Here is a 20,180-nt window from a genome sequence, read left to right as displayed (position 1 = left end):
ACTGATATCACAAATACACAGCATTTGTTTAAGTATATACTTATCCAATACATTTTAATAGATAGACTATGATAGCCTTTAGACTTTTTTGATGCCTATGACGAATGCTTTATTTTGATAAAATAATTAGTTATTGTGTTAAGTTATCGCAGTAAGATTAAAATGACCTAATATGGTCGACTTTAGACTAATCGAGTTTAAACAGAAATCGTGACATTTGATTAAGGAGGTGGTATAACACTAACAGCCATTTATTATTTACAGTCTTTATCATTATCATATCCATTTTTTAATACACAATAGCTATTCAGATCTTCTTCTTTTCTTAATAAATCATTAATTTCAATAGAATGTATGTCTTTCTAACAAAAGGTAACTATGATGAAAAATAAAGAATTGATCGAAAATTATTACAAAGATGTTTTTATTAACGGTAATGTGGATAAAATTCCTCATTATGTATCAGAAAACTATATTCAACATAATCCTCAGGTTGAAGATGGTCAAGCAGGATTTATTAAATTTTTCAAAGAGTTTATTAAAACTAAACCCAAACTCGATATTGTCAACATCAGTTGTGAAGCGAATATGGTTTACGTATTTTATAAATGTTCCCTACCAGACGGTACCGTGAATAAGGTATGTGATATTTATCGTGTCGAAGGCAATAAGATCGTTGAACATTGGGATGTCATTGAGTCCCATGTAGAAAAAGTAAAATCGGTTAATAAAAATAGTTTATTTTAGATCATTTTATGGGATAAACATGACAACCTTATCTTGGTTGGGTTTAAAGGATAAGGTTGTTATTAAACATTAAGCACGCATTTTTAATCATCAACGATAATAAGACAATTTCTCTACCCAAATGACTGTTATACTGTTTGTAATCAGCAGATTGGAAAATACTACAGCAAAAAACAGCGCTTTATCAGCGCTGATATTTCGATTATGCTGGATTATTAAGTTATTTTTTATTCCCACTCAATCGTCGCTGGCGGTTTACCGCTGATGTCATAGACAACGCGAGATATTCCGTTTACTTCATTAATGATCCGATTTGATACTCGTCCTAAGAAGTCATATGGCAGATGTGCCCAGTGAGCGGTCATAAAGTCGATAGTCTCAACTGCACGTAACGAGACAACCCAGTCGTATTTACGCCCATCCCCCATTACGCCGACTGAACGTACTGGTAAAAATACGGTGAAAGCTTGGCTGACTTTGTGGTATAGATCGGCTTTATACAGTTCTTCGATAAAGATCGCATCAGCTTGACGGAGTAAGTCACAATACTCTTTTTTCACTTCGCCGAGTACTCGAACGCCTAAACCCGGTCCAGGAAATGGATGACGATATAACATGTCATATGGTAAACCTAACTCTAACCCAACTTTACGTACTTCATCTTTAAAAAGTTCTCGTAGTGGTTCCACTAACCCCATTTTCATCTCTTCTGGCAAACCACCGACATTATGATGCGATTTAATCACATGTGCTTTACCGGTATCAGCTGCCGCAGATTCGATCACATCAGGATAAATAGTACCTTGTGCTAACCATTTCACATCTTTGAGTTTTGCCGCTTCTTCATCAAACACAGCGACAAATTCACGCCCTATAATCTTGCGTTTAGCTTCGGGATCGGCCTCCCCTTTTAGGGCTGCTAAAAAGCGGTCTTCGGCATTCACGGCTATAATATTTAACCCAAATTTATTACCGAACATGTCCATAACTTGTTGCGCTTCGTTCAAACGTAATAAACCATGATCGACAAAAACACAGGTCAGCTGATCACCAATGGCTTGATGGAGTAATAATGCCGTAACAGAAGAGTCAACGCCACCCGATAACCCTAGTAATACTTTATCTTTGCCGACTTTTTCTTTTATTCGGGTAATTGCATCGGTAATAATAGAAGATGGTGTCCATAGTTTTTCACAATGACAAATATCGATTACAAACCGTTGGAGCAATTCAAACCCTTTTATTGTATGAGTGACTTCGGGGTGAAACTGAACGCCATAAAATTGCTTTTCATCATTAGCCATGATGGCAAATGGGCAGGTTTCTGTTCGACCAATGACCGTAAAACTATCCGGTAAAGTTGTGACTTTATCACCATGACTCATCCAGACATCAAGTTGATCTATACCATCGTTGTTAGTACTATCTAAAATGCCGTCAGTTAATTTTGAGCGTCCGATAATGTCGACTTTAGCATAACCAAACTCACGTTGATTTGAACCGGTGACTTGTCCACCTTGACCAACTTGAATTGCCATAGTTTGCATACCATAACAAATACCTAAAACAGGCACACCTGCGTTAAAAACATATTCGGGGGCTCTTGGGCTATTTTGTGCTGTCGTACTTTCTGGACCACCCGATAAAATAATCCCTTTAGGATTGAATTGTTTAATTTTTTCTTCCGATACATCCCACGGCCAAAGCTCACAATAAACACCAATTTCACGAATCCGACGTGCAATTAATTGGGTAACTTGTGAACCAAAATCAAGAATTAAAATACGTTGCTGGTGGATGTCATTTTTCATCAAATTTGTTCCTAAACTATGGTCTATTACAAAATCAAGGTGGTATTGTATCATTTACCGACTAAATTGAACGGATTAAATAAAAAAACAATTGTAAATATTTTACCTTTGCAAGTTTCAATATATCCTGATACGGTATTTTATTTTGTTAATAAAACGACAATCCTTATATGAATTAGTCAGATCTTAATTATTTTCTTTTTGAATTAACTAACTGATTTTAATAATGAATATAATTTTTTTTAAGACAATAAAATTTCTTTACTTATTTAATAAGTATACTTATAATATGCAAACTTATCAAAACGAGGAAAAAACGATGAATACTATTTCAATTTCTTTTGTACTACCAACAAAGGCTACACCATCTAAAATATGGCCATACTATACTGATCTTAATTTCAGAAAATTATGGGAAACCGATCTTGAAGATTTTCGTATCACGGGCGAGTTAAAAACCGGTTCTAAAGGTATTTTTAAATTACAAAATATGCCAGAAATGGACGTGACGTTATCTAAAATAATTAATGAAAAGGAATTTACCGAACAATTTGATATGCCTGACAAAGGTTTACTCTATTTTTCACATCAAATTATTGAATTATCGCATAATCAATATGCATTAAAATCTGAAATTTCATTAAAACCGGATCCGAAAATGGATACTCATGCATCTTATAATTTTATTAAACAGATTTCGGATGATATTATTGATAAAACATACAAATTAAATAGTTTAGTTGAAGGGTAAGTTATGGCAAAGGACAATAAGTTTTTGACGCAATTCCAATCTGATTCAGAATCTGTTGGTTTTCTTTTTATGAAAACTTATTCGTCCTGGCATACAAATATAAAAAATTGTTTAAAAAAACAGTCTATCACACATCCCCAATTTATTGTGCTAGCGACCCTAGCTTATTTATCTCAATATCCTGATGAGATAACACAAGTTATTCTATCCCATAAAACGAATATTGATGTCATGACTATTTCTCAAATATTAGAGAATTTAGAGAAAAAAGATTACATTAAACGCACTTGTTCAATCAAAGATAGTCGTGCAAAATCAATTGTATTAACGCAAAAAGGGCTTGATAAGGCAAATGAAACCGTTCCTTTAGTTGAACAAATGGATCAAGAATTTTTTTCATTATTAAAAGAGGATAAAAAGCACTTTATGACGATGCTTTTAACACTCTTAAAAAACCGAACTGATTAAAGAATAGCTTGAGTTAAAAATTTAAGTATTTGCTGTTATTAGCTATTCATTATGATTATTGAGTTATCTTGCTGCAAACTTAGTTGATTAATAAGTCTAAAAAAATCAATATTTTCATTATTTAACCACAATGTTTAGATAAAAAATATACGTAATGCTAAACAAGCCATTACGTATAAGATGAGTGTAACATAGATAACACTTTGAAACTAAATCATAATTTACATTATTAATTTATACTTACCATTTATGTTCAATACCGATATTTCCTCGATAACCTTGCCGTTTGGTATTTCCAAAATCGTGTTCGTAGCGAGCATCGCCATAAAGATAAGTCTTTTCAAATAAAGGCGTTTTTAACCCAACGCCCAATTCTCCCCATGTACGAGCATAATTTTCACGCAGTTTATCTCTACCTATGGTAACTTGGCTTGGCTTGATAAAGTCATGCAGAATATTACCAATTGCATAGAATGTGGTATGCTGCTCAACTGTTGCTTGGTTATTATTACCCAAACGAATACCGATTCTACCCCGTAATAGATCCTGATTATTTTGATCAACACGACGATATTTATCTTTAAAACTATCTAAATCAACATATTGGTACACTAATTGAACTTGAGGCTCAACTATCCAATAGTCTTTATCAAGATCATTCTGATTTATTTTAAAGGTGTGCCCAGCTTCAGCCGAAATGGCAAATGCCCACCCATTTTGAGTATGTGGATTATTACCATTACGAGCTTCATATTTATTACGTAAATAGGAAAACTGTCCAACTAAATCTAAATAGTTATTCTCTACTGAAAAATAAGTATTGGTTAATCCCAAGCTCAATGATTCTGATTTGCCTTTTCCTGTTCGTTTATTATGGTCAATTATCCCATGTACAGCTCGATATTTATCGGAAAAGTCGGTATGCGCTTTGCTATAGGTTAAATAGATACCTGTATAATTATGACTTCCATCATCACTTACATTATTCAGCAAATCATGACCAAATTGGAATCCATATATATCGCTCTCTAAATTTAATCGATCTTTACCATCTTGTTTTATGTGTTTGCCTAAAATCCTACCCCAAGTTTCACTTAAAAACTCTTCACAAGTATTACAATTTGCTAAATCAAAATTGGTGTATTCTCCCCGACGTTCATGTAAAGAACCAATACTTAAAAATCCTTGTTCCTGATTGACTCTCGCCATAGCAACATATCCTGCTACCGGACTGGCAAAAATGGGTTTAGGTTTAATTGTCGGCGTCGGCGTCGGTGGCGTCGGTGGCGTCGGTGGCTCTGGCGGCGGAGGCTCTGGCGTCGGTGGCTCTGGCGTCGGCGGTTCTGGCGTCGGCGGTGGTGGCGGTGGTGGTGGCGGCGGTGGTGTCGTACCTGCTTGCATAGTCCAGAAATATTCGTCACCATCAGCTGTTTGACGTTTTGCTAGTTGAATTTCAGTCGCGCCGTTTGTGTGCGCTTCACCATGAAAATTAAGTTCATTTTTACTTTGTCCTACATAAATCACGGGAACAGTATTTATCACTGCGTCAATTTGGCTTATATTACCATCAATCACGTTTTCTGTGCCATTCGCATCTATCGGTATCACTTTAGTCCAACCAGATGCAGTACCTGTGATTTTTAACACATCAGATTGTGAATTCATCGCATAAGTATCGCTGGCATTATTCCACGATGTGTTCAATCTTATTTGAGCATCATTAGATCCGGTATAGTTACCATCGATAGTTAATATATCATTATATTTTTGATGAGAGGAATTATCTAAATTAATAATGCCTGAATTGCTATAAACATCAGCTTGTACGATAAAATCATTACCACCATCATCATTATAAGCTGCATTGATTGTTCCACCAGATTCAATTAGAATCGTATTTAATTTTGATATATTATCATTACCTTTTTTTTGCAAATTCCAACGAAAGTCATTAGCTAAATCTAACCAAACTCCTGGTTCTTTATTTATATCAAGAATTTGACCCTCCTTCTCTTTTACTTGCCCTTTGGAAATTAACCCAGTCATACTTCCTTTACCATAAGCATAAAAGCTGACAGAGGAAACTTCATAGTCATCATGTCCTTGTTCAACACCGTTAGCATCATACGTATTAGAAAAAAATTGATAATTAGGTGCAGTGTAATTACCGCTGACGTTGAGAATATAGCCGTCTTGATTAGCATGGAGATCGGTTTCATCACCCATAATTGTAAAATTAACATTTTGTTGACCTTGATCAACAAAAATTAAATCTTTGCGTGCAACAGAACCTTCAATTACGGGATCAGCACTTGTTCCTGTTGTGGTAAATATTGCATTATTTAAACTGATACTCATATTGTGTGATGCAGCTTGTTCAAATTGTCCACTTGAAGTCGCATCATCATGGGTTCCAATTTCCAAAGCATAACCATTGGTTTTAATGATCGTTTTACTATTATCAAAATTTGCTGTTAATGAAGAATTCCTAACCATTTTGATACCACTACCATTTAAAGCGTTAGTGGTATCAATAGTCAACTCCCCATGTGATTCTAAAATACCTGGCCCCTCACCTGTATTACGGGTTTTACCCAGTTTAATCCCCACACTATCCCAGTTTAACCTTGAGCTATCATTACCTTTATTAATGATGATAGTGTTTTTCTCTCCTTTCAAAATTACTTTTGGGGTTAACTGACCGTTTCGGCCTTTATTTTCTGCAACCCCATGATTGGTTGGATTGCCCGAAACATAAATACCGATTGAGCGATTTCCCGTTAATGTCATATCTAAATTATCATTGATAATAACTTGTCCTGCAGAACCATCGCCTGAATTATCATAGGCTCCTTGAATTGCTCGAATACCGTTATTTAAAATTGGCTGGGTTTTGCCCCCCTTTGCTGTTTGATTAATTTTCAAACTATCCACTGTGATGGTACTGTATTTACCATTATACGTATCTCTCTCACCGGCATTAACTGACGAACCAGCTAATAAACCATAAGAAGCAACCGTACCACTTGAATTGCCACCACGCGTATAGTTATCATTGATATTTAATTCCACATTTTTTGCAGTCAGATTAACATTGTGATAAGTGGCAAGACCTAGCATGTTACCGTTGTTATTCAAGGTAAAATTTAAATTACCTGCATTAATTGATCCGCCCGACACGCCATAGGTATATTGATTAGCCAGACCAGTGTAATCACCGTTTACATTGGCGGTAAGCGTTGTATCACCGACATTGAGTTGTTCATGTAATCGGCTTCGAGTGAGAATATAAAAACTGGCATTACCCGATTGGTTAACGGTCGCTGGGTTAATATTATTACAGCTTGGGCTATTTTGACCGACCAAATAAGAGCCATCGGCACTGGCGGTACAGTCTAAAGCAAACGAAGAAGCAGAGGTAACTAAAACACATAATGTTATCATTGCTTTACTTGCTCGTCGTACTAATTCAGAACACACTATAGTAGTACCCGTGATAACATTAAATTTCGTTTGATAAATTTGGTTCATATTAATTTCCTTCAAATTAACGATAAAAAATAAGTACGACAACAAATTACTATCGAGAATGACAACGATTTAATTAAGAACCATCTGAAACTATAGAGAAAAAACAGATTTAAACTGCATATTAATGATTAGCACTGAACTTTTTTAACGACTGTTTCTGTTTTTGACTTGTGATAGCCAAAAAAGCAAAGATTATTTTTTAGGACTTTTTTTCCTAACGATTTGGTTAGTAACACTTCATGCAGTCCAAATGGGCAAAAAAAAGATAATATCCACAAGCGTGTAGATTCCATTGGCTGATTGCATTGAACAAAATTGATATAAGGCTTTTTTTTGTTTAAATAGAGTTGCTCTTGTTCTCGATTGAGATAAGCCCAATTTAAATAGCCTAGCGGTTGGTTGTTGTGAATAAATAGAGCAAAATTTTTAGACTGAATGATAGGTAACAAAACGCTTAAAGCGGAGTTTAATTCCGCTTTTTTGTATTCAGGGTTTCGATTCCATAACCAGATCATAGCCCCTAATACCTCAGCTTCATTCCATGAGGTGTCATGATATAAACTCGGTGCAATAATTCTAATCAAGTCTTGCTCAAGACTTTTCATATAGCTTTACCTTTGTTAACATTTACATACAATTGTATTACATAAAAGATAAAAATTCATCAATTTATTTTTTATAAAAAAATAATTAAGATTGATAATCAATTCAAGGCATTAATTAATTTTTAATCAGTTATGAGATGAAGAGTGAATTGAAATTTTTTTGTTAAAACAGTATGAATTATCTTAGAATTGTTTTTATATTTTATTCTTGTGTCTCTACTCCCCTTTATATTGTAAAATTTAATTTAAAAAAACTGAGTATTGACTCTTATTATAGTCAATTAAAACACTTTTTTTGACCAATCAAATAACATTAATGAAATAGCGTTAATGGAGTCGATAAAAAAGCGTGTGGTAAAAACCTATGCATATAAAAAAAGGTGATGTTACTCACCTCTTTTTTATATTGAAATAACCGATATAAATTAGTTAGTTGCATTTTGTTCTTGCGCTGATTGGATCGCCGTTAATGCAATGGTATAAACAATATCATCCACTAATGCACCACGAGACAAGTCATTAACTGGTTTACGCATACCTTGAAGCATAGGACCAATTGAAACAAGATCAGCAGAACGTTGTACGGCTTTATAAGTCGTGTTACCCGTATTAAGATCTGGGAAGATAAATACGGTTGCTTTACCTGCAACTTGAGAATTAGGTGCTTTCGATTTAGCCACATCAGGCATGACAGCAGCATCATACTGTAAAGGCCCGTCGATCATGAGATCTGGACGTTTTTCTTGAGCAATTCGGGTTGCTTCTTTCACTTTTTCAACATCAGCACCTTGACCTGAACTACCGGTTGAATAAGAGATCATTGCAACTCTTGGTTCAATACCAAAGGCAATAGCAGTATCAGCAGATTGAATCGCAATTTCAGCCAGTTCTTGCGCATTCGGATCTGGATTAATTGCGCAGTCACCGTAAATGTATACTTGGTCAGGCATTAACATAAAGAATACTGAGGAAACTAAAGAGCTACCCGGTGCCGTTTTAATTAATTGCAATGGTGGGCGAATTGTATTTGCCGTGGTATGCACTGCACCAGACACTAAACCGTCAACTTCGTTTGCTTCAAGCATCATGGTTCCAAGCACAACGTTATCAGCCAATTGTTCTCGCGCAATCACTTCGGTCATGCCTTTGTTTTTACGTAACTCAACTAAACGCGGTACATATTTTTCACGAATATTTTCAGGATCGACGATTTCAACGCCTTCACCCAATGTCACTCCCTGTGAAGCAGCAACTTTACGCACATCATCTGGATTACCAATTAACACACATTTTGCAATTCCACGCTCTGCACAAATAGCGGCTGCTTTAACTGTTCTTGGTTCATCACCTTCAGGTAATACCACCACTTTTTTCGCATTCCGTGCAAGTTCAGTTAATTGATAACGGAATGCAGGAGGAGATAAGCGACGAACAGAATTCACTACTTGGTTTAGCGACTTGATCCAATTGCTATCAATATGGTCAGCAACAAAGTTTTGTGTGTTTTCCATGCGCTCTTTATCATCAACAGGAATTTCTAAATTAAACTGTTGTAAACAGATTGAAGTTTGGAATGTATTGGTTTTTACCGTAAATACCGGTAAACCTGTATCAAATGCAGGTTGGCATAATTTATAGATTTTTTCATCTATATCATAACCACCTGTTAATAATACCCCTCCAATTGCCACACCATTCATTGCGGCTAAACTGATTGCAACTAAAACATCAACACGGTCAGCTGATGTGACAAGTAATGCATTTGGTTGTAAATGATTAACAATATTTGGCACACTGCGAGAACAAAATGAGATGTGTTTTATACGGCGGTTTTTGATCTCACCTTCATTAATGATTTTTGCATCAAAATGTTTGGCAATATCAATTGCACGACATGCACTTAAATCCATATTCCAAGGAATGCAGCCAAGTACCGGTAAAGGACTGTGCGCATTTAAATCGTCGATTGTGATTTTTTTATCATCAAATTTTGGTGTATGATAAATTTCTGCCACATCTGGACGTGCAAGGCTTTGTTCTTCAACGGGGGCATTCACTTTATTGACAATAACACCTACGATTTTTTCATTTTTAATACCGCCAAAATTAGAACGTGCAATTTCGATTCGTTCTTTTAATTGTTCTGGAGTATCTTTACCCATATTAACAACAAAAATAATCTCAGCACCTAATGTTTTAGCAATATTATTATTTAGTTCGTTAGCAAAAGGATAATCACTGGTAGGCACAATACCTTCAACTAAAACAACATCGGCCCCTTTGGTATTTTCAGCATAAAGCGCGACAATTTCTTCCATTAACACATCTTGTTGATTTAAACCTAATAGATTTTCTACATGGCTCATTTTTAGTGGTTTTAATGCTGGTATAGATGTGTTGCTGCTTACTAAAGTGGTGGTGTTATCGGGCGCATCCCCACCTGCTCTTGGTTGAGCAACAGGTTTGAATACATTTAAGTTAATTCCTTGACGCTCCATTGCTCGAATAACACCAAGACTCACACCTGTTAACCCGACGTTTGTTCCGGTTGGGATTAGCATAATAGTACGAGACATAATCAATTTCCTCTTAATTCTTTATTAAATATAAAAACAAACCGCCATAAAGGCGGTTTTATTTGTCTTTTAAGCAGTTAGACGCGCAGCATCTTGAGCAATGACGAGTTCTTCATTTGTAGGAATAACCATTGCAATTGCTGAACCATCTTTAGTGATTGTGCCGCCTTTACCAAAACGAGCAGCTAAATTGCGTTCTTGGTCAAGTTCAAATCCTAAAATTGATAATTTTTGAAGCGCCATACGACGAACTTCTTCTGCATTTTCACCGATACCACCCGTAAAGATAATCGCATCTAAACGACCATCTAATAACATTGCATATCCACCAATGTATTTGACTAAACGATGAACAAATACATCTAGGGCATTTTTCGCATTTTCATCAGTGTCATAGTGATCTGTCACATAACGGCAATCGCTACTTACACCAGTTAAACCTAATAAACCTGATTTTTTATTTAACAAGTTATTGATATCAGCAACAGACATTTTTAAGTTGTCATGTAAGAAGAACATAATTGCAGGGTCGATATCACCACTACGAGTCCCCATGACTAAACCTTCTAACGGAGTTAACCCCATTGAGGTTTCAACACATTTACCATTTTTAACTGCTGTGATTGACGCACCGTTACCTAAGTGACAAGTGATCACATTGGTTTGATCAACTGGTTTATTTAATAATTTTGCCGCTTCACGGCTAACATAGTAATGACTTGTACCATGAGCACCGTAACGGCGAACACCATGTTTAGTATATAATTCGTTAGGAATTGCATATAAATAAGCTTCTTTTGGCATGGTTGTATGGAATGCCGTATCGAATACAGCCACATTTTTATTTTTTAAATGAGGAAATGCTGCAAATGCTTCACGAATACCAATTAAATGCGCTGGATTATGTAATGGTGCAAATGCCGCTGCTTCTTCAATTCCTTTTAGAACAGAATCATCAATTACAACTGATTGCGTGTATTTTTCGCCACCGTGAACGATTCGATGCCCAATAGATTTAATACTATCTAATAATTCTGGTTTTTGTGGGAAGATGCTATTAACAATAAATTTAATTGCTTCGCTATGTGCAGCTCCTGCGCCTAAAGATGCTTCGTTTTTACTTCCATCAAGTTTCCACTTAATGCGTGCATCAGGAAGATTAAAACATTCAGCTAACCCAGATAAAAATTCATCGCCATTTTCAGGATTGATAATAGCAAATTTTAAAGATGAGCTTCCGCAATTTAGAACAAGAACATTGTTACTTGACGACATAGTAATTCCTATAAATTGAATAAAAAGATATATACCAATCAAAATTGGTAACTCTACACATGATTTAATAATCGATGTGAATATACAAGGTGACTTCTGATATTCTGCATTTTAAGATAAAATAAAGAAAGCCCCTAATTGGATGGCACTATTTTAAGACAATAATAGGTGAATGTCGAGGAATCACAAATTTATGAATTTAGTTAAGGCATTTAAGACTGGTCAACGATATATGGAACTTTGTCCAAAAGATAAAGCACTTTCGTATTCATTTCCCGAATTAAAAATCATAAACCACATAAAAACCGCGAAGAAGTATTTACCCCCAATAATTATTGCGTTAGCTGTTTGGCAATATTATATGCCAGCACAATTAGCGGTGACGATTATCGCAATCTTGTTTGCGTTAAGTTTACCTGTTCAGGGTATCTATTGGTTAGGCAAGCGTTCACAATCTCCGTTACCACTCAATTTAGTCGATTGCTATAATCATATTCAATCAAAACTAATTGAAAAAAAAATTTTGGTAGAAAATAAAGAAACGAACGAAAAATTAACCTTCGAATCATTTATGAAGCTGATAACTTTATCAAAAAAGCATTTTGGCAATTACTTTGCTCAAGATGATAGTTCAGAAACTCATTATTAAGATCAAAATAAATGCAGAAACGGCTGGCATCACTAAAAAAACAAATTGATATACTTGAACAACAAGTCAATATATCTGAACAACAAAATTATCAAGAACACTATTTTGATGAACACTTATTTAATACTACCAAAATCAATACGGATAACGCTTTTTATTTAGAAAAAATCAAACAAACTTTTCAAGCTTTAGTCAATAATGTGATGAATCAAAAAGATGAACAAATTGTCTATTTGTCTGAAATGTTAGTTAATCAAATCACCGCCCTCACCCGTGAATTAGCGACGCATCAACTTCGTAAAAAAGAAGAATCTAAACTTTCAATTCAAGAAACACTCTCTGAAAAACATTGTCGCCATTTAGATTATTTGCGTCGATTGCAAGAAATGAAATATGAGTTATTACTTTCTGCTGAGTCAATCGATCCAATCAAGATTGCAACACTGGATAATCGTATTTATCGGTGTGAACAAGCGATCAAAAACATTGAACAGGAATTAGATACGGAAAGCGGGATTTATTAAAAAATGCCAATGCACACGGAATGAATATTGTTGACTTCGATGAACTTTTTAAATAATCGCTAAATCAACGTCTTGATTTATTGCATTAGTCCTTTGATCAAACATATAGCTAAAATGCATAATGTTATAATGAATAATTAGTATCATCTTTTTGAGTTCTATTTATAATATTAGCTATGATTAGCGATAATGTTCCAATGCTATCCCTTTCTAATATTTTAATAAGGATTTATTCATGGGTAAGATATTTGATGATAATTCTCAAACTATTGGTTATACACCTCTTGTTCGTTTAAAGCATTTTGGTCATGGTAATATTTTAGCTAAAGTGGAGTCACGCAATCCCAGTTTTAGTGTTAAATGTCGTATAGCTTCAAATATGATTTGGGATGCGGAGAAGCGTGGTTTATTAACGCCGGATGTTGAATTGATTGAACCCACCAGCGGTAACACAGGTATCGCATTAGCAGCCGTTGCCGCAGCGCGTGGTTATAAATTAACGTTAACCATGCCTGAAAGCATGAGCATTGAGCGACGAAAATTGTTGAAAGCATTAGGTGCAAATTTAGTTCTAACAGAAGCGTCAAAAGGAATGAAAGGCGCCATTGAAAAGGCTGAGGAAATGGTAGCAAGTAATCCCAAACGTAATATTATGCTACAACAATTTAGCAATCCAGCCAATCCCGAAATTCATGAAAAAACAACCGGGCCTGAAATTTGGCTTGATACTGATGGAAAGATAGATATTTTTGTCGCAGGGGTAGGAACAGGCGGAACATTCACAGGCGTAACACGTTACATTAAAAATACCCAAGGTCGAAATATTACGGCGGTTGCGGTCGAACCAAGCCAGTCACCTGTAATCACTCAAGCACTTGCTGGCGAACCGCTTAAACCAGGGCCACATAAAATTCAAGGTATTGGAGCGGGTTTTATTCCGGCTAATTTGGATTTGAGTTTAATTGATTTAGTGGAAAAAGTATCGAATGAAGAAGCGATCGAAACTGCGCGCATTTTAATGGAAAAGGAGGGAATTTTGGCGGGAATCTCTTCAGGAGCAGCAGTTTTTGCCGCTGATAGATTGGCTAACTTACCGGAGAATAGCAATAAAACCATTGTGGTAATATTACCTTCATCGGGTGAACGTTATTTAAGTACTGACTTATTTAGCGGGATTTTTACCGAAAAAGAATTAGGATGACTTAAAATAAAAGATACCGTCAATTGACGGTATTTAATCCACTTAATTTAGAGATCTATTAATAATTTAAACTGATTAAAATCGTTATTCGTGAATAATGCCAAAATGCCGATAAGCATGCGGTGTTGCAATTCTGCCCCTTGGTGTTCTTTGAATATAACCTTGTTGAATTAAAAAAGGTTCAAGCACATCTTCAATCGTTTCTCGCTCTTCGCCAATTGCAGCAGCAATATTATCTAAACCAACCGGACCACCCATAAATTTTTCAATAATAGCTAGCAGTAATTTGCGATCCATATAATCAAAGCCTTCATTATCGACATCGAGCATATCGAGTGCTTGGGTTGCTATTTTCTCATCGATGATACCTTTTGATTTTACATCAGCATAATCTCTGACTCGACGTAACAAACGGTTAGCTATTCGAGGGGTACCTCGTGAACGTTTAGCAATTAAATGAGCCCCTTCACAGGATAAATCCATACCCAAAAATTTGGCACTTCGACTAACGATATATTCCAGATCTTCGACACGATAAAATTCAAGGCGTTGTACGATTCCAAAGCGATCACGTAATGGCGATGTTAACGAACCAGCTCTTGTTGTCGCACCAATAAGGGTAAAAGGCGGAAGATCAATTTTTATTGAACGTGCAGCAGGGCCTTCACCAATCATAATGTCTAGTTGATAATCTTCCATTGCCGGATATAAGATTTCTTCAACGACTGGCGATAATCGATGAATTTCATCGATAAAAAGGACATCATTAGGCTCTAAATTAGTTAACATGGCAGCAAGATCCCCCGCTTTTTCTAAAACTGGGCCAGAGGTAGTGCGCAAATTAACACTCATCTCATTAGCAACAATATTTGCTAAGGTTGTTTTACCCAGCCCAGGAGGGCCAAAGATAAGAACATGATCGAGTGCATCACTACGCTGTTTTGCGGCTTGAATAAAAATTTTCATTTGCTCACGCACATGAGGTTGCCCGATATATTCATCCAGATACTTGGGACGAATTGCACGATCTAGAGACTCTTCTTCTTTTTGAGCTTGTGGAGCTATTAAACGATCCGCTTCAATCATAATGCTTACCTTTTTATAACGCTGATTTTAATGCTTCACGTATAAGCGTTTCACAATCCATTTCAGGCTTGATAACTTTACTGATTATACGGCTGGCCTCTTGTGGCTTATAGCCTAAAGCAATAAGGGCGGAAACAGCTTCACTTTCAATTTGATTTGAGGATTTTTTGATATTGCCAGTTTCAACAATAGTCATTGAGTCAGATAATTCTTCACCAAAGCGTTTAACACGATCTTTCATTTCCACAATTAATCGTTCTGCCGTTTTAGTCCCTACGCCCGGTAATTTAACCAGCGTTTTGATTTCACCTTGTTCAACCGCCACGATAAATTGTTGAGCCGACATTCCTGATAATATTGCCAATGCTAATTTTGGTCCAACGCCATTCACTTTGATCAGTTCACGAAACAATTCGCGTTCTTGTTCATGATTAAATCCATATAATAATTGGGCATCTTCACGAACAATCAGATGTGTTAAAACGATAACTTCTTGACCATTGTTGGGTAATTCATAAAAACAGGTCATGGGCATAAAAACATTGTAACCGACACCGCCCACATCAATAAGCACTTTGGGTGGCTGTTTTTCTATAATGATTCCGCGTAAACGACCTATCACAATTAATCCTTAATATTGAGTGTTATCAGATTTATCAATGACATGTAACAATGAAAAAAGAATAATTACTCAATCAAATACAGTATTAATGAGTAAAGTGTATGTTGTCATTGATATCGAGTGTATAAACTATTGTTGTTTAGTTTACCTGATGAAATTGAAATAATAAAGAAAAACTGTATAAATAGACAGGCAATAAAAGGAAAAATTTTGCCGACCAATTCGGCAAAATAGTGAGTAGAAACAGCTGATAATTTGCTTAAATTAAAAAGGCATTTTGAAACCTGGTGGTAATTGCATTCCACCTGTAACTTGAGCCATACGCTCTTTTTGAGCTTCATCTAATCGGCGAGTTGCATCATTAAAAGCTGCTGCAATAAGATCTTCTAACATCTCTTTGTCATCTTCATTCAATAATGACGGATCTAACTCAACTCGTTTACAGTTATGAGCGCCATTAATGCTGACTTTAACAATACCTGCACCCGACTCTCCTGTTACTTCTAATTTGGCGATTTCTTCTTGCGCTTGCTGCATTTTTGCTTGCATTTGCTGGGCTTGTTTCATTAAATTACCCAAACCGCCTTTTCCACCTGAAAACATAATTATTCCTCGTTAAATATATTTAGTCCATAATTATACAGGACGAATACTTGTTTCATCAATCTTGGCTTCAAAATATTGGCAGATCATTGCCACTTTTGGATCTTGATTAATTGTCACTTTAGCTTGCGCAAGTTTTTGTTGATAAAGATCTTCACGCATTTCCAAAGGTGTTTTTATCGTTTGATTATCATCAATAATAACGTTAATTTTTAACGGCTTTTGTCGATAATTCGACATCGCTTTTTCTAATTTTGAAATATTTGCTGATGCATTAATGAGATGTTTTACCGCTGATCGCAAATGTAAAACGATATTTTCATCATCTATTTGTTCAATAGAGCAATTTATCGCAATTTGCTTAATTAAAGGCGCAATATCGAGTTGCTCAATTTCGGCACACCATGCGTCTTTTTGCACCATTTCATCAATTAATTTTTTCATCATTTCGGGTGTTTTATCACCATTTAATGATTCGCGAAAACTTTTCGTATCAATGATTAATTCATCTTTGGTTTCAATCAGCCCACACGCCTGCCATTGATAATTTTCTGCGGTAATTTGCTCTTCATCCTTATCGGGCTTATTTAAGTTATTTTCATTTGACTCTACGTGTGAACGTTTGTCTGTGCCATGCGCTAATGATGCATTGATACTCGCCTGAATTGGTTGATTTTTTTCAACCAGTTCAGACTTTTTTTTATTTTGTTCCTCTTGTATTAATTGCATCCGCATTTCTAAAATACTTTTCGTCATTGAAGAGACATCGTCTGGGATCGGCATATCGTGTTTAGCCGGTTGTTGCTGATTATTTTGAGAGTGTTTTATATCAGATTGTGCGTTACTCTCAATACGTGATGTCTTTTCTAACTCATCTTGTTGAAAATTGTGCTCTGATTGTGGTGTGCCAGATGCTGATTTTTGATGAATATCAGTCACGGGCGGTACATTACTCATCGAGTCAGATGTGGCGTTTGATATGTCACTCTTACTAGCTGATGCTTGAATAGGTAAAGGCTTTGATGGCTGCGGTGCCTGAACCGTTGGCTTTGTATTTGACACTAACTTATTGTTATCATTAGTTTTAGGTTGAAATGCTAATGCTCTTAGAAAGCTCATTTCAACACCTATTTTTTTATCGGGTGAATAGGCTAATTCTTTTCGCCCCATTAATAATATTTGATAAAATAACTGAATATCATTTGGCGCAATGTATTGTGCTAAAAAGCGTATTCGTTCTTCATTATCGGTATAATCACCCAATGCTGTTGGTACAATTTGTAATAAAGCGATTTGATGCAAAAGCGTAATGGTTTCAGCCAATAAGTTATCCCAATCCACGCCTTGTGTTGCAGCTGCTTCAATCTGTTGCATCAAAGCATTGCCATCATTTTGATAAAGTGCCTCAACCAATAAAAAAGGAATTGTTTTATCCAGTGTCCCTAACATAACACTGACTGATTGCGCATCAACAACGCCATTACCTAAGGCAATAGCCTGATCGGTTAAACTTAAGGCATCTCGCATACTACCATTAGCCGCTTTGGCTAATAACTGAATCGCCTTTGGTTCAGATTCAATTTTTTCAAGTTGTAAAATGTGAGAAAGCTGTTCCGATATAAGCGAAGTATCAAGCACATTTAAATGTAAATGTAGACAGCGTGATAATATGGTAATCGGTAACTTTTGTGGATCGGTTGTTGCCAACAGAAATTTAACATGTTCTGGTGGTTCTTCTAATGTTTTTAGCAAGGCATTAAAACTGCTGCGAGATAACATGTGCACTTCGTCAATTAAATAGACTTTAAAGCGCCCTTTAGTTGGCAAGTATTGAATGTTATCTAATATTTCACGTGTATCTTCAACTTTAGTTCGTGAAGCGGCATCAATTTCTAAAAGATCGACAAATCTGCCTTGCTCAATATCACGACAATTATCACATACCCCACAAGGCGTGGCAGTAATCCCAGTTTCGCAGTTTAAGCCTTTAGCAAGTAAGCGAGCAATGGAGGTTTTTCCAACACCACGCGTGCCTGAAAATAGATAAGCATGATGAACCCGACCTAGCGAAAGTGCATTTGATAGAATTTTGAGGACATGCTGTTGCCCTACGACTTCAGTAAATGATTTTGGTCGCCATTTGCGTGCCAGAACTTGATAACTCATATTCACCATTGCGTATAACTAATCAATTTGGCATCAATAATATCATAAAGCGTAAAATTAGTCTTTAAGATGACAGTAAACAATTTACAATACTTTATTGAATGAGAATCCAGTCAATTTTTATTATTGACGTTTATTTTAATGAATGCTTTAAATAAATAGATTATTAATAAGAAATGAATGATAAGAATAAATTAAGTTTGTTGTAGTTAGTTATTCAGAAATATGGGCGTGTTTACTAATACGATTCATTGTAGTTGAAAATTTGAATCCAGAGTAGATAAATCTCAACCATTATTTCGATTCCATAATGGTTGGATTATTCTTATTTATTATTGATTCAAATATGACCAAGCATATTGTGCGTAAAATTCTGCGCCCATAATCATGCCGTCTTCATCAACATTAAAACAACCATGGTGATGTGGCCACTGTGTATCTTTTTCAGGATTACCCGAACCCACTAATGCAAATGCACCAGGAATGTTTTCAGTATAAAAACTAAAGTCTTCACCGCCAGTTGTTGGTGGCTCAAAATAAAGGGCTTGTTCACCAAACGATTCAACGATGACTTTCTGTGCTAAAAGCGCAGATTGTTCATCATTAATGACGGGTAAGGTGCCATAAATGTATTCTACTTCAGCCGTTGCACGATACATTGCAGCGACTTGATTGGCGTAACGGCGAATAGCATCTTCGATTTTATTTCGCACTTCAACACTAAAACAGCGAACCGTACCTTCTAAAACCGCATTTTCCGCAATGACATTAAAACGAGTACCGACATCCATTTTTCCTATCGTGACCACCGCCGGGGTAAGCGGAGACACTTCGCGAGAGACAATCGATTGTATGTTCATCACAAATGAAGATGCCACCATGACAGCATCAACCGTGTCGTGAGGCATCGAGCCATGCCCGCCCTTTCCTTTGAATCGGACAGTGAGCAAATCGGCAGAAGCAAAACTTGAACCTACCACACAGGATACTTTTCCGACAGGTGTTTGTGACCAGATATGCATACCAAAGGCTGTATCCACATCATCTAATACACCTTGTTTTATCATGCCTTTTGCACCTTGTGCGATCTCTTCAGCAGGCTGAAAAACTAATCTCACATTACCTTTTAGTTGATCACGTATTGCATAAAGCGCTTTTGCCGCAGTCAGTAGCATGGCTGCATGCGTGTCATGTCCACAAGCATGCATCTTCCCGTTTATGGTTGATTTATAATCAATATTGTCGCTTAACTCTTGTACCGGTAACGCATCGATATCGGCTCTTAATAAAATCCTATTACCCGGTTTTCCACCTTGAATATCGGCAATAATACCGGTTGGCTCTGTACGGCGATAAGGAATGCCAATTTTATCGAGCTGCTCTGCAATTTTATCTGTCGTTCTGAACTCTTCCCAAGGTAATTCTGGGTGACGATGCAAATCACGACGAAAAGCAACCATTTCTTTTATATTTTGTTGTACTATCTTTTTAATATCTTGATTTATCATTTTACTACCTTTGTTCTTGTTATTTAGTCCATCAAAATTAATGCGTTTGATATTGAA

Annotated in this window: 16 protein-coding genes; 6 read left to right on the top strand and 10 right to left on the bottom strand. The window is 36.0% G+C overall.

Annotation, left to right across the window (positions count from 1 at the left end; translation table 11 throughout):
* Window positions 1–381 precede the first annotated feature (381 nt).
* The gene (locus J3U36_RS09520; RefSeq protein ID WP_267360047.1) at window positions 382–747 is read left to right on the top strand and encodes a nuclear transport factor 2 family protein; all 366 of its coding nucleotides are present in this window, start codon (window positions 382–384) and stop codon (window positions 745–747) included.
* Between the two features lie 227 nt (window positions 748–974).
* On the opposite strand, the gene guaA is transcribed toward J3U36_RS09520, so the two are convergent.
* Window positions 975–2,558 carry a glutamine-hydrolyzing GMP synthase gene (guaA, locus tag J3U36_RS09515; protein ID WP_267351889.1) on the bottom strand — a complete coding sequence of 528 codons (1,584 nt, stop codon included), beginning with the start codon at window positions 2,556–2,558 and terminating at the stop codon, window positions 975–977.
* A 319-nt stretch (window positions 2,559–2,877) separates the two neighbouring features.
* On the opposite strand from guaA, the gene J3U36_RS09510 reads away from it, so the two are divergent.
* Together J3U36_RS09510 and J3U36_RS09505 are read left to right on the top strand one after the other, a co-directional pair.
* The gene (locus J3U36_RS09510; RefSeq protein ID WP_267380105.1) at window positions 2,878–3,309 is read left to right on the top strand and encodes a hypothetical protein; all 432 of its coding nucleotides are present in this window, start codon (window positions 2,878–2,880) and stop codon (window positions 3,307–3,309) included.
* Window positions 3,310–3,312: 3 nt separating this feature from the next.
* Window positions 3,313–3,777 (top strand): MarR family winged helix-turn-helix transcriptional regulator, encoded by a 465-nt coding sequence (locus J3U36_RS09505; protein WP_267380104.1) that lies wholly within the window; start codon window positions 3,313–3,315, stop codon window positions 3,775–3,777.
* Between the two features lie 240 nt (window positions 3,778–4,017).
* Here the strand turns inward: J3U36_RS09505 and J3U36_RS09500 are convergent, their stop codons facing one another.
* The 4 genes from J3U36_RS09500 to J3U36_RS09485 form a co-directional block, all read right to left on the bottom strand.
* Window positions 4,018–7,308 carry an autotransporter outer membrane beta-barrel domain-containing protein gene (locus J3U36_RS09500; protein ID WP_267380103.1) on the bottom strand — a complete coding sequence of 1,097 codons (3,291 nt, stop codon included), beginning with the start codon at window positions 7,306–7,308 and terminating at the stop codon, window positions 4,018–4,020.
* A gap of 128 nt (window positions 7,309–7,436) precedes the next feature.
* Entirely contained in the window at window positions 7,437–7,913 is a 477-nt protein-coding gene (locus J3U36_RS09495; RefSeq protein WP_267380102.1) for a toxin-activating lysine-acyltransferase, read from the bottom strand.
* A 425-nt stretch (window positions 7,914–8,338) separates the two neighbouring features.
* A complete protein-coding gene (gene pta / locus J3U36_RS09490; protein ID WP_267380101.1) occupies window positions 8,339–10,489 on the bottom strand; it encodes a phosphate acetyltransferase in 2,151 nt (716 codons plus the stop codon).
* Window positions 10,490–10,558: 69 nt separating this feature from the next.
* Window positions 10,559–11,764, bottom strand: coding sequence for an acetate kinase (locus J3U36_RS09485; protein ID WP_065558167.1), 1,206 nt, complete (start codon window positions 11,762–11,764; stop codon window positions 10,559–10,561).
* Between the two features lie 193 nt (window positions 11,765–11,957).
* On the opposite strand from J3U36_RS09485, the gene yfbV reads away from it, so the two are divergent.
* The 3 genes from yfbV to cysK all read left to right on the top strand — a co-directional run bounded on the left by yfbV (window position 11,958) and on the right by cysK (window position 14,138).
* Window positions 11,958–12,413: a terminus macrodomain insulation protein YfbV gene (yfbV, locus tag J3U36_RS09480; protein ID WP_267351883.1), complete on the top strand. Its 456-nt coding sequence runs from the start codon at window positions 11,958–11,960 to the stop codon at window positions 12,411–12,413.
* Between the two features lie 11 nt (window positions 12,414–12,424).
* Window positions 12,425–12,937 carry a primosomal replication protein PriC gene (gene priC, locus J3U36_RS09475; protein ID WP_267380100.1) on the top strand — a complete coding sequence of 171 codons (513 nt, stop codon included), beginning with the start codon at window positions 12,425–12,427 and terminating at the stop codon, window positions 12,935–12,937.
* A 235-nt stretch (window positions 12,938–13,172) separates the two neighbouring features.
* A complete protein-coding gene (gene cysK, locus J3U36_RS09470) occupies window positions 13,173–14,138 on the top strand; it encodes a cysteine synthase A (protein WP_267351881.1) in 966 nt (321 codons plus the stop codon).
* Window positions 14,139–14,222: 84 nt separating this feature from the next.
* Here the strand turns inward: cysK and ruvB are convergent, their stop codons facing one another.
* The 5 genes from ruvB to J3U36_RS09445 all read right to left on the bottom strand — a co-directional run bounded on the left by ruvB (window position 14,223) and on the right by J3U36_RS09445 (window position 20,123).
* Window positions 14,223–15,224, bottom strand: coding sequence for a Holliday junction branch migration DNA helicase RuvB (ruvB, locus tag J3U36_RS09465; protein WP_267351879.1), 1,002 nt, complete (start codon window positions 15,222–15,224; stop codon window positions 14,223–14,225).
* A 13-nt stretch (window positions 15,225–15,237) separates the two neighbouring features.
* Window positions 15,238–15,846 carry a Holliday junction branch migration protein RuvA gene (gene ruvA, locus J3U36_RS09460; RefSeq protein WP_065558172.1) on the bottom strand — a complete coding sequence of 203 codons (609 nt, stop codon included), beginning with the start codon at window positions 15,844–15,846 and terminating at the stop codon, window positions 15,238–15,240.
* 264 nt (window positions 15,847–16,110) lie between these two features.
* Window positions 16,111–16,449 carry a YbaB/EbfC family nucleoid-associated protein gene (locus J3U36_RS09455; protein ID WP_267351877.1) on the bottom strand — a complete coding sequence of 113 codons (339 nt, stop codon included), beginning with the start codon at window positions 16,447–16,449 and terminating at the stop codon, window positions 16,111–16,113.
* Window positions 16,450–16,482: 33 nt separating this feature from the next.
* Complete coding sequence (gene dnaX / locus J3U36_RS09450; protein ID WP_267380099.1) at window positions 16,483–18,615, bottom strand: DNA polymerase III subunit gamma/tau; 2,133 nt, start codon at window positions 18,613–18,615, stop codon at window positions 16,483–16,485.
* 332 nt (window positions 18,616–18,947) lie between these two features.
* Entirely contained in the window at window positions 18,948–20,123 is a 1,176-nt protein-coding gene (locus J3U36_RS09445) for a M20 family metallopeptidase (protein WP_267380098.1), read from the bottom strand.
* Between the last annotated feature and the right edge of the window lie 57 nt (window positions 20,124–20,180).

Source organism: Gilliamella sp. B3817 (assembly GCF_026536705.1).
In the GTDB taxonomy this organism is placed as follows: domain Bacteria; phylum Pseudomonadota; class Gammaproteobacteria; order Enterobacterales; family Orbaceae; genus Gilliamella; species Gilliamella apicola_I.
Note: the sequence above shows the minus strand (reverse complement) of the source record. Positions and strands in the feature narration are given on the sequence as shown.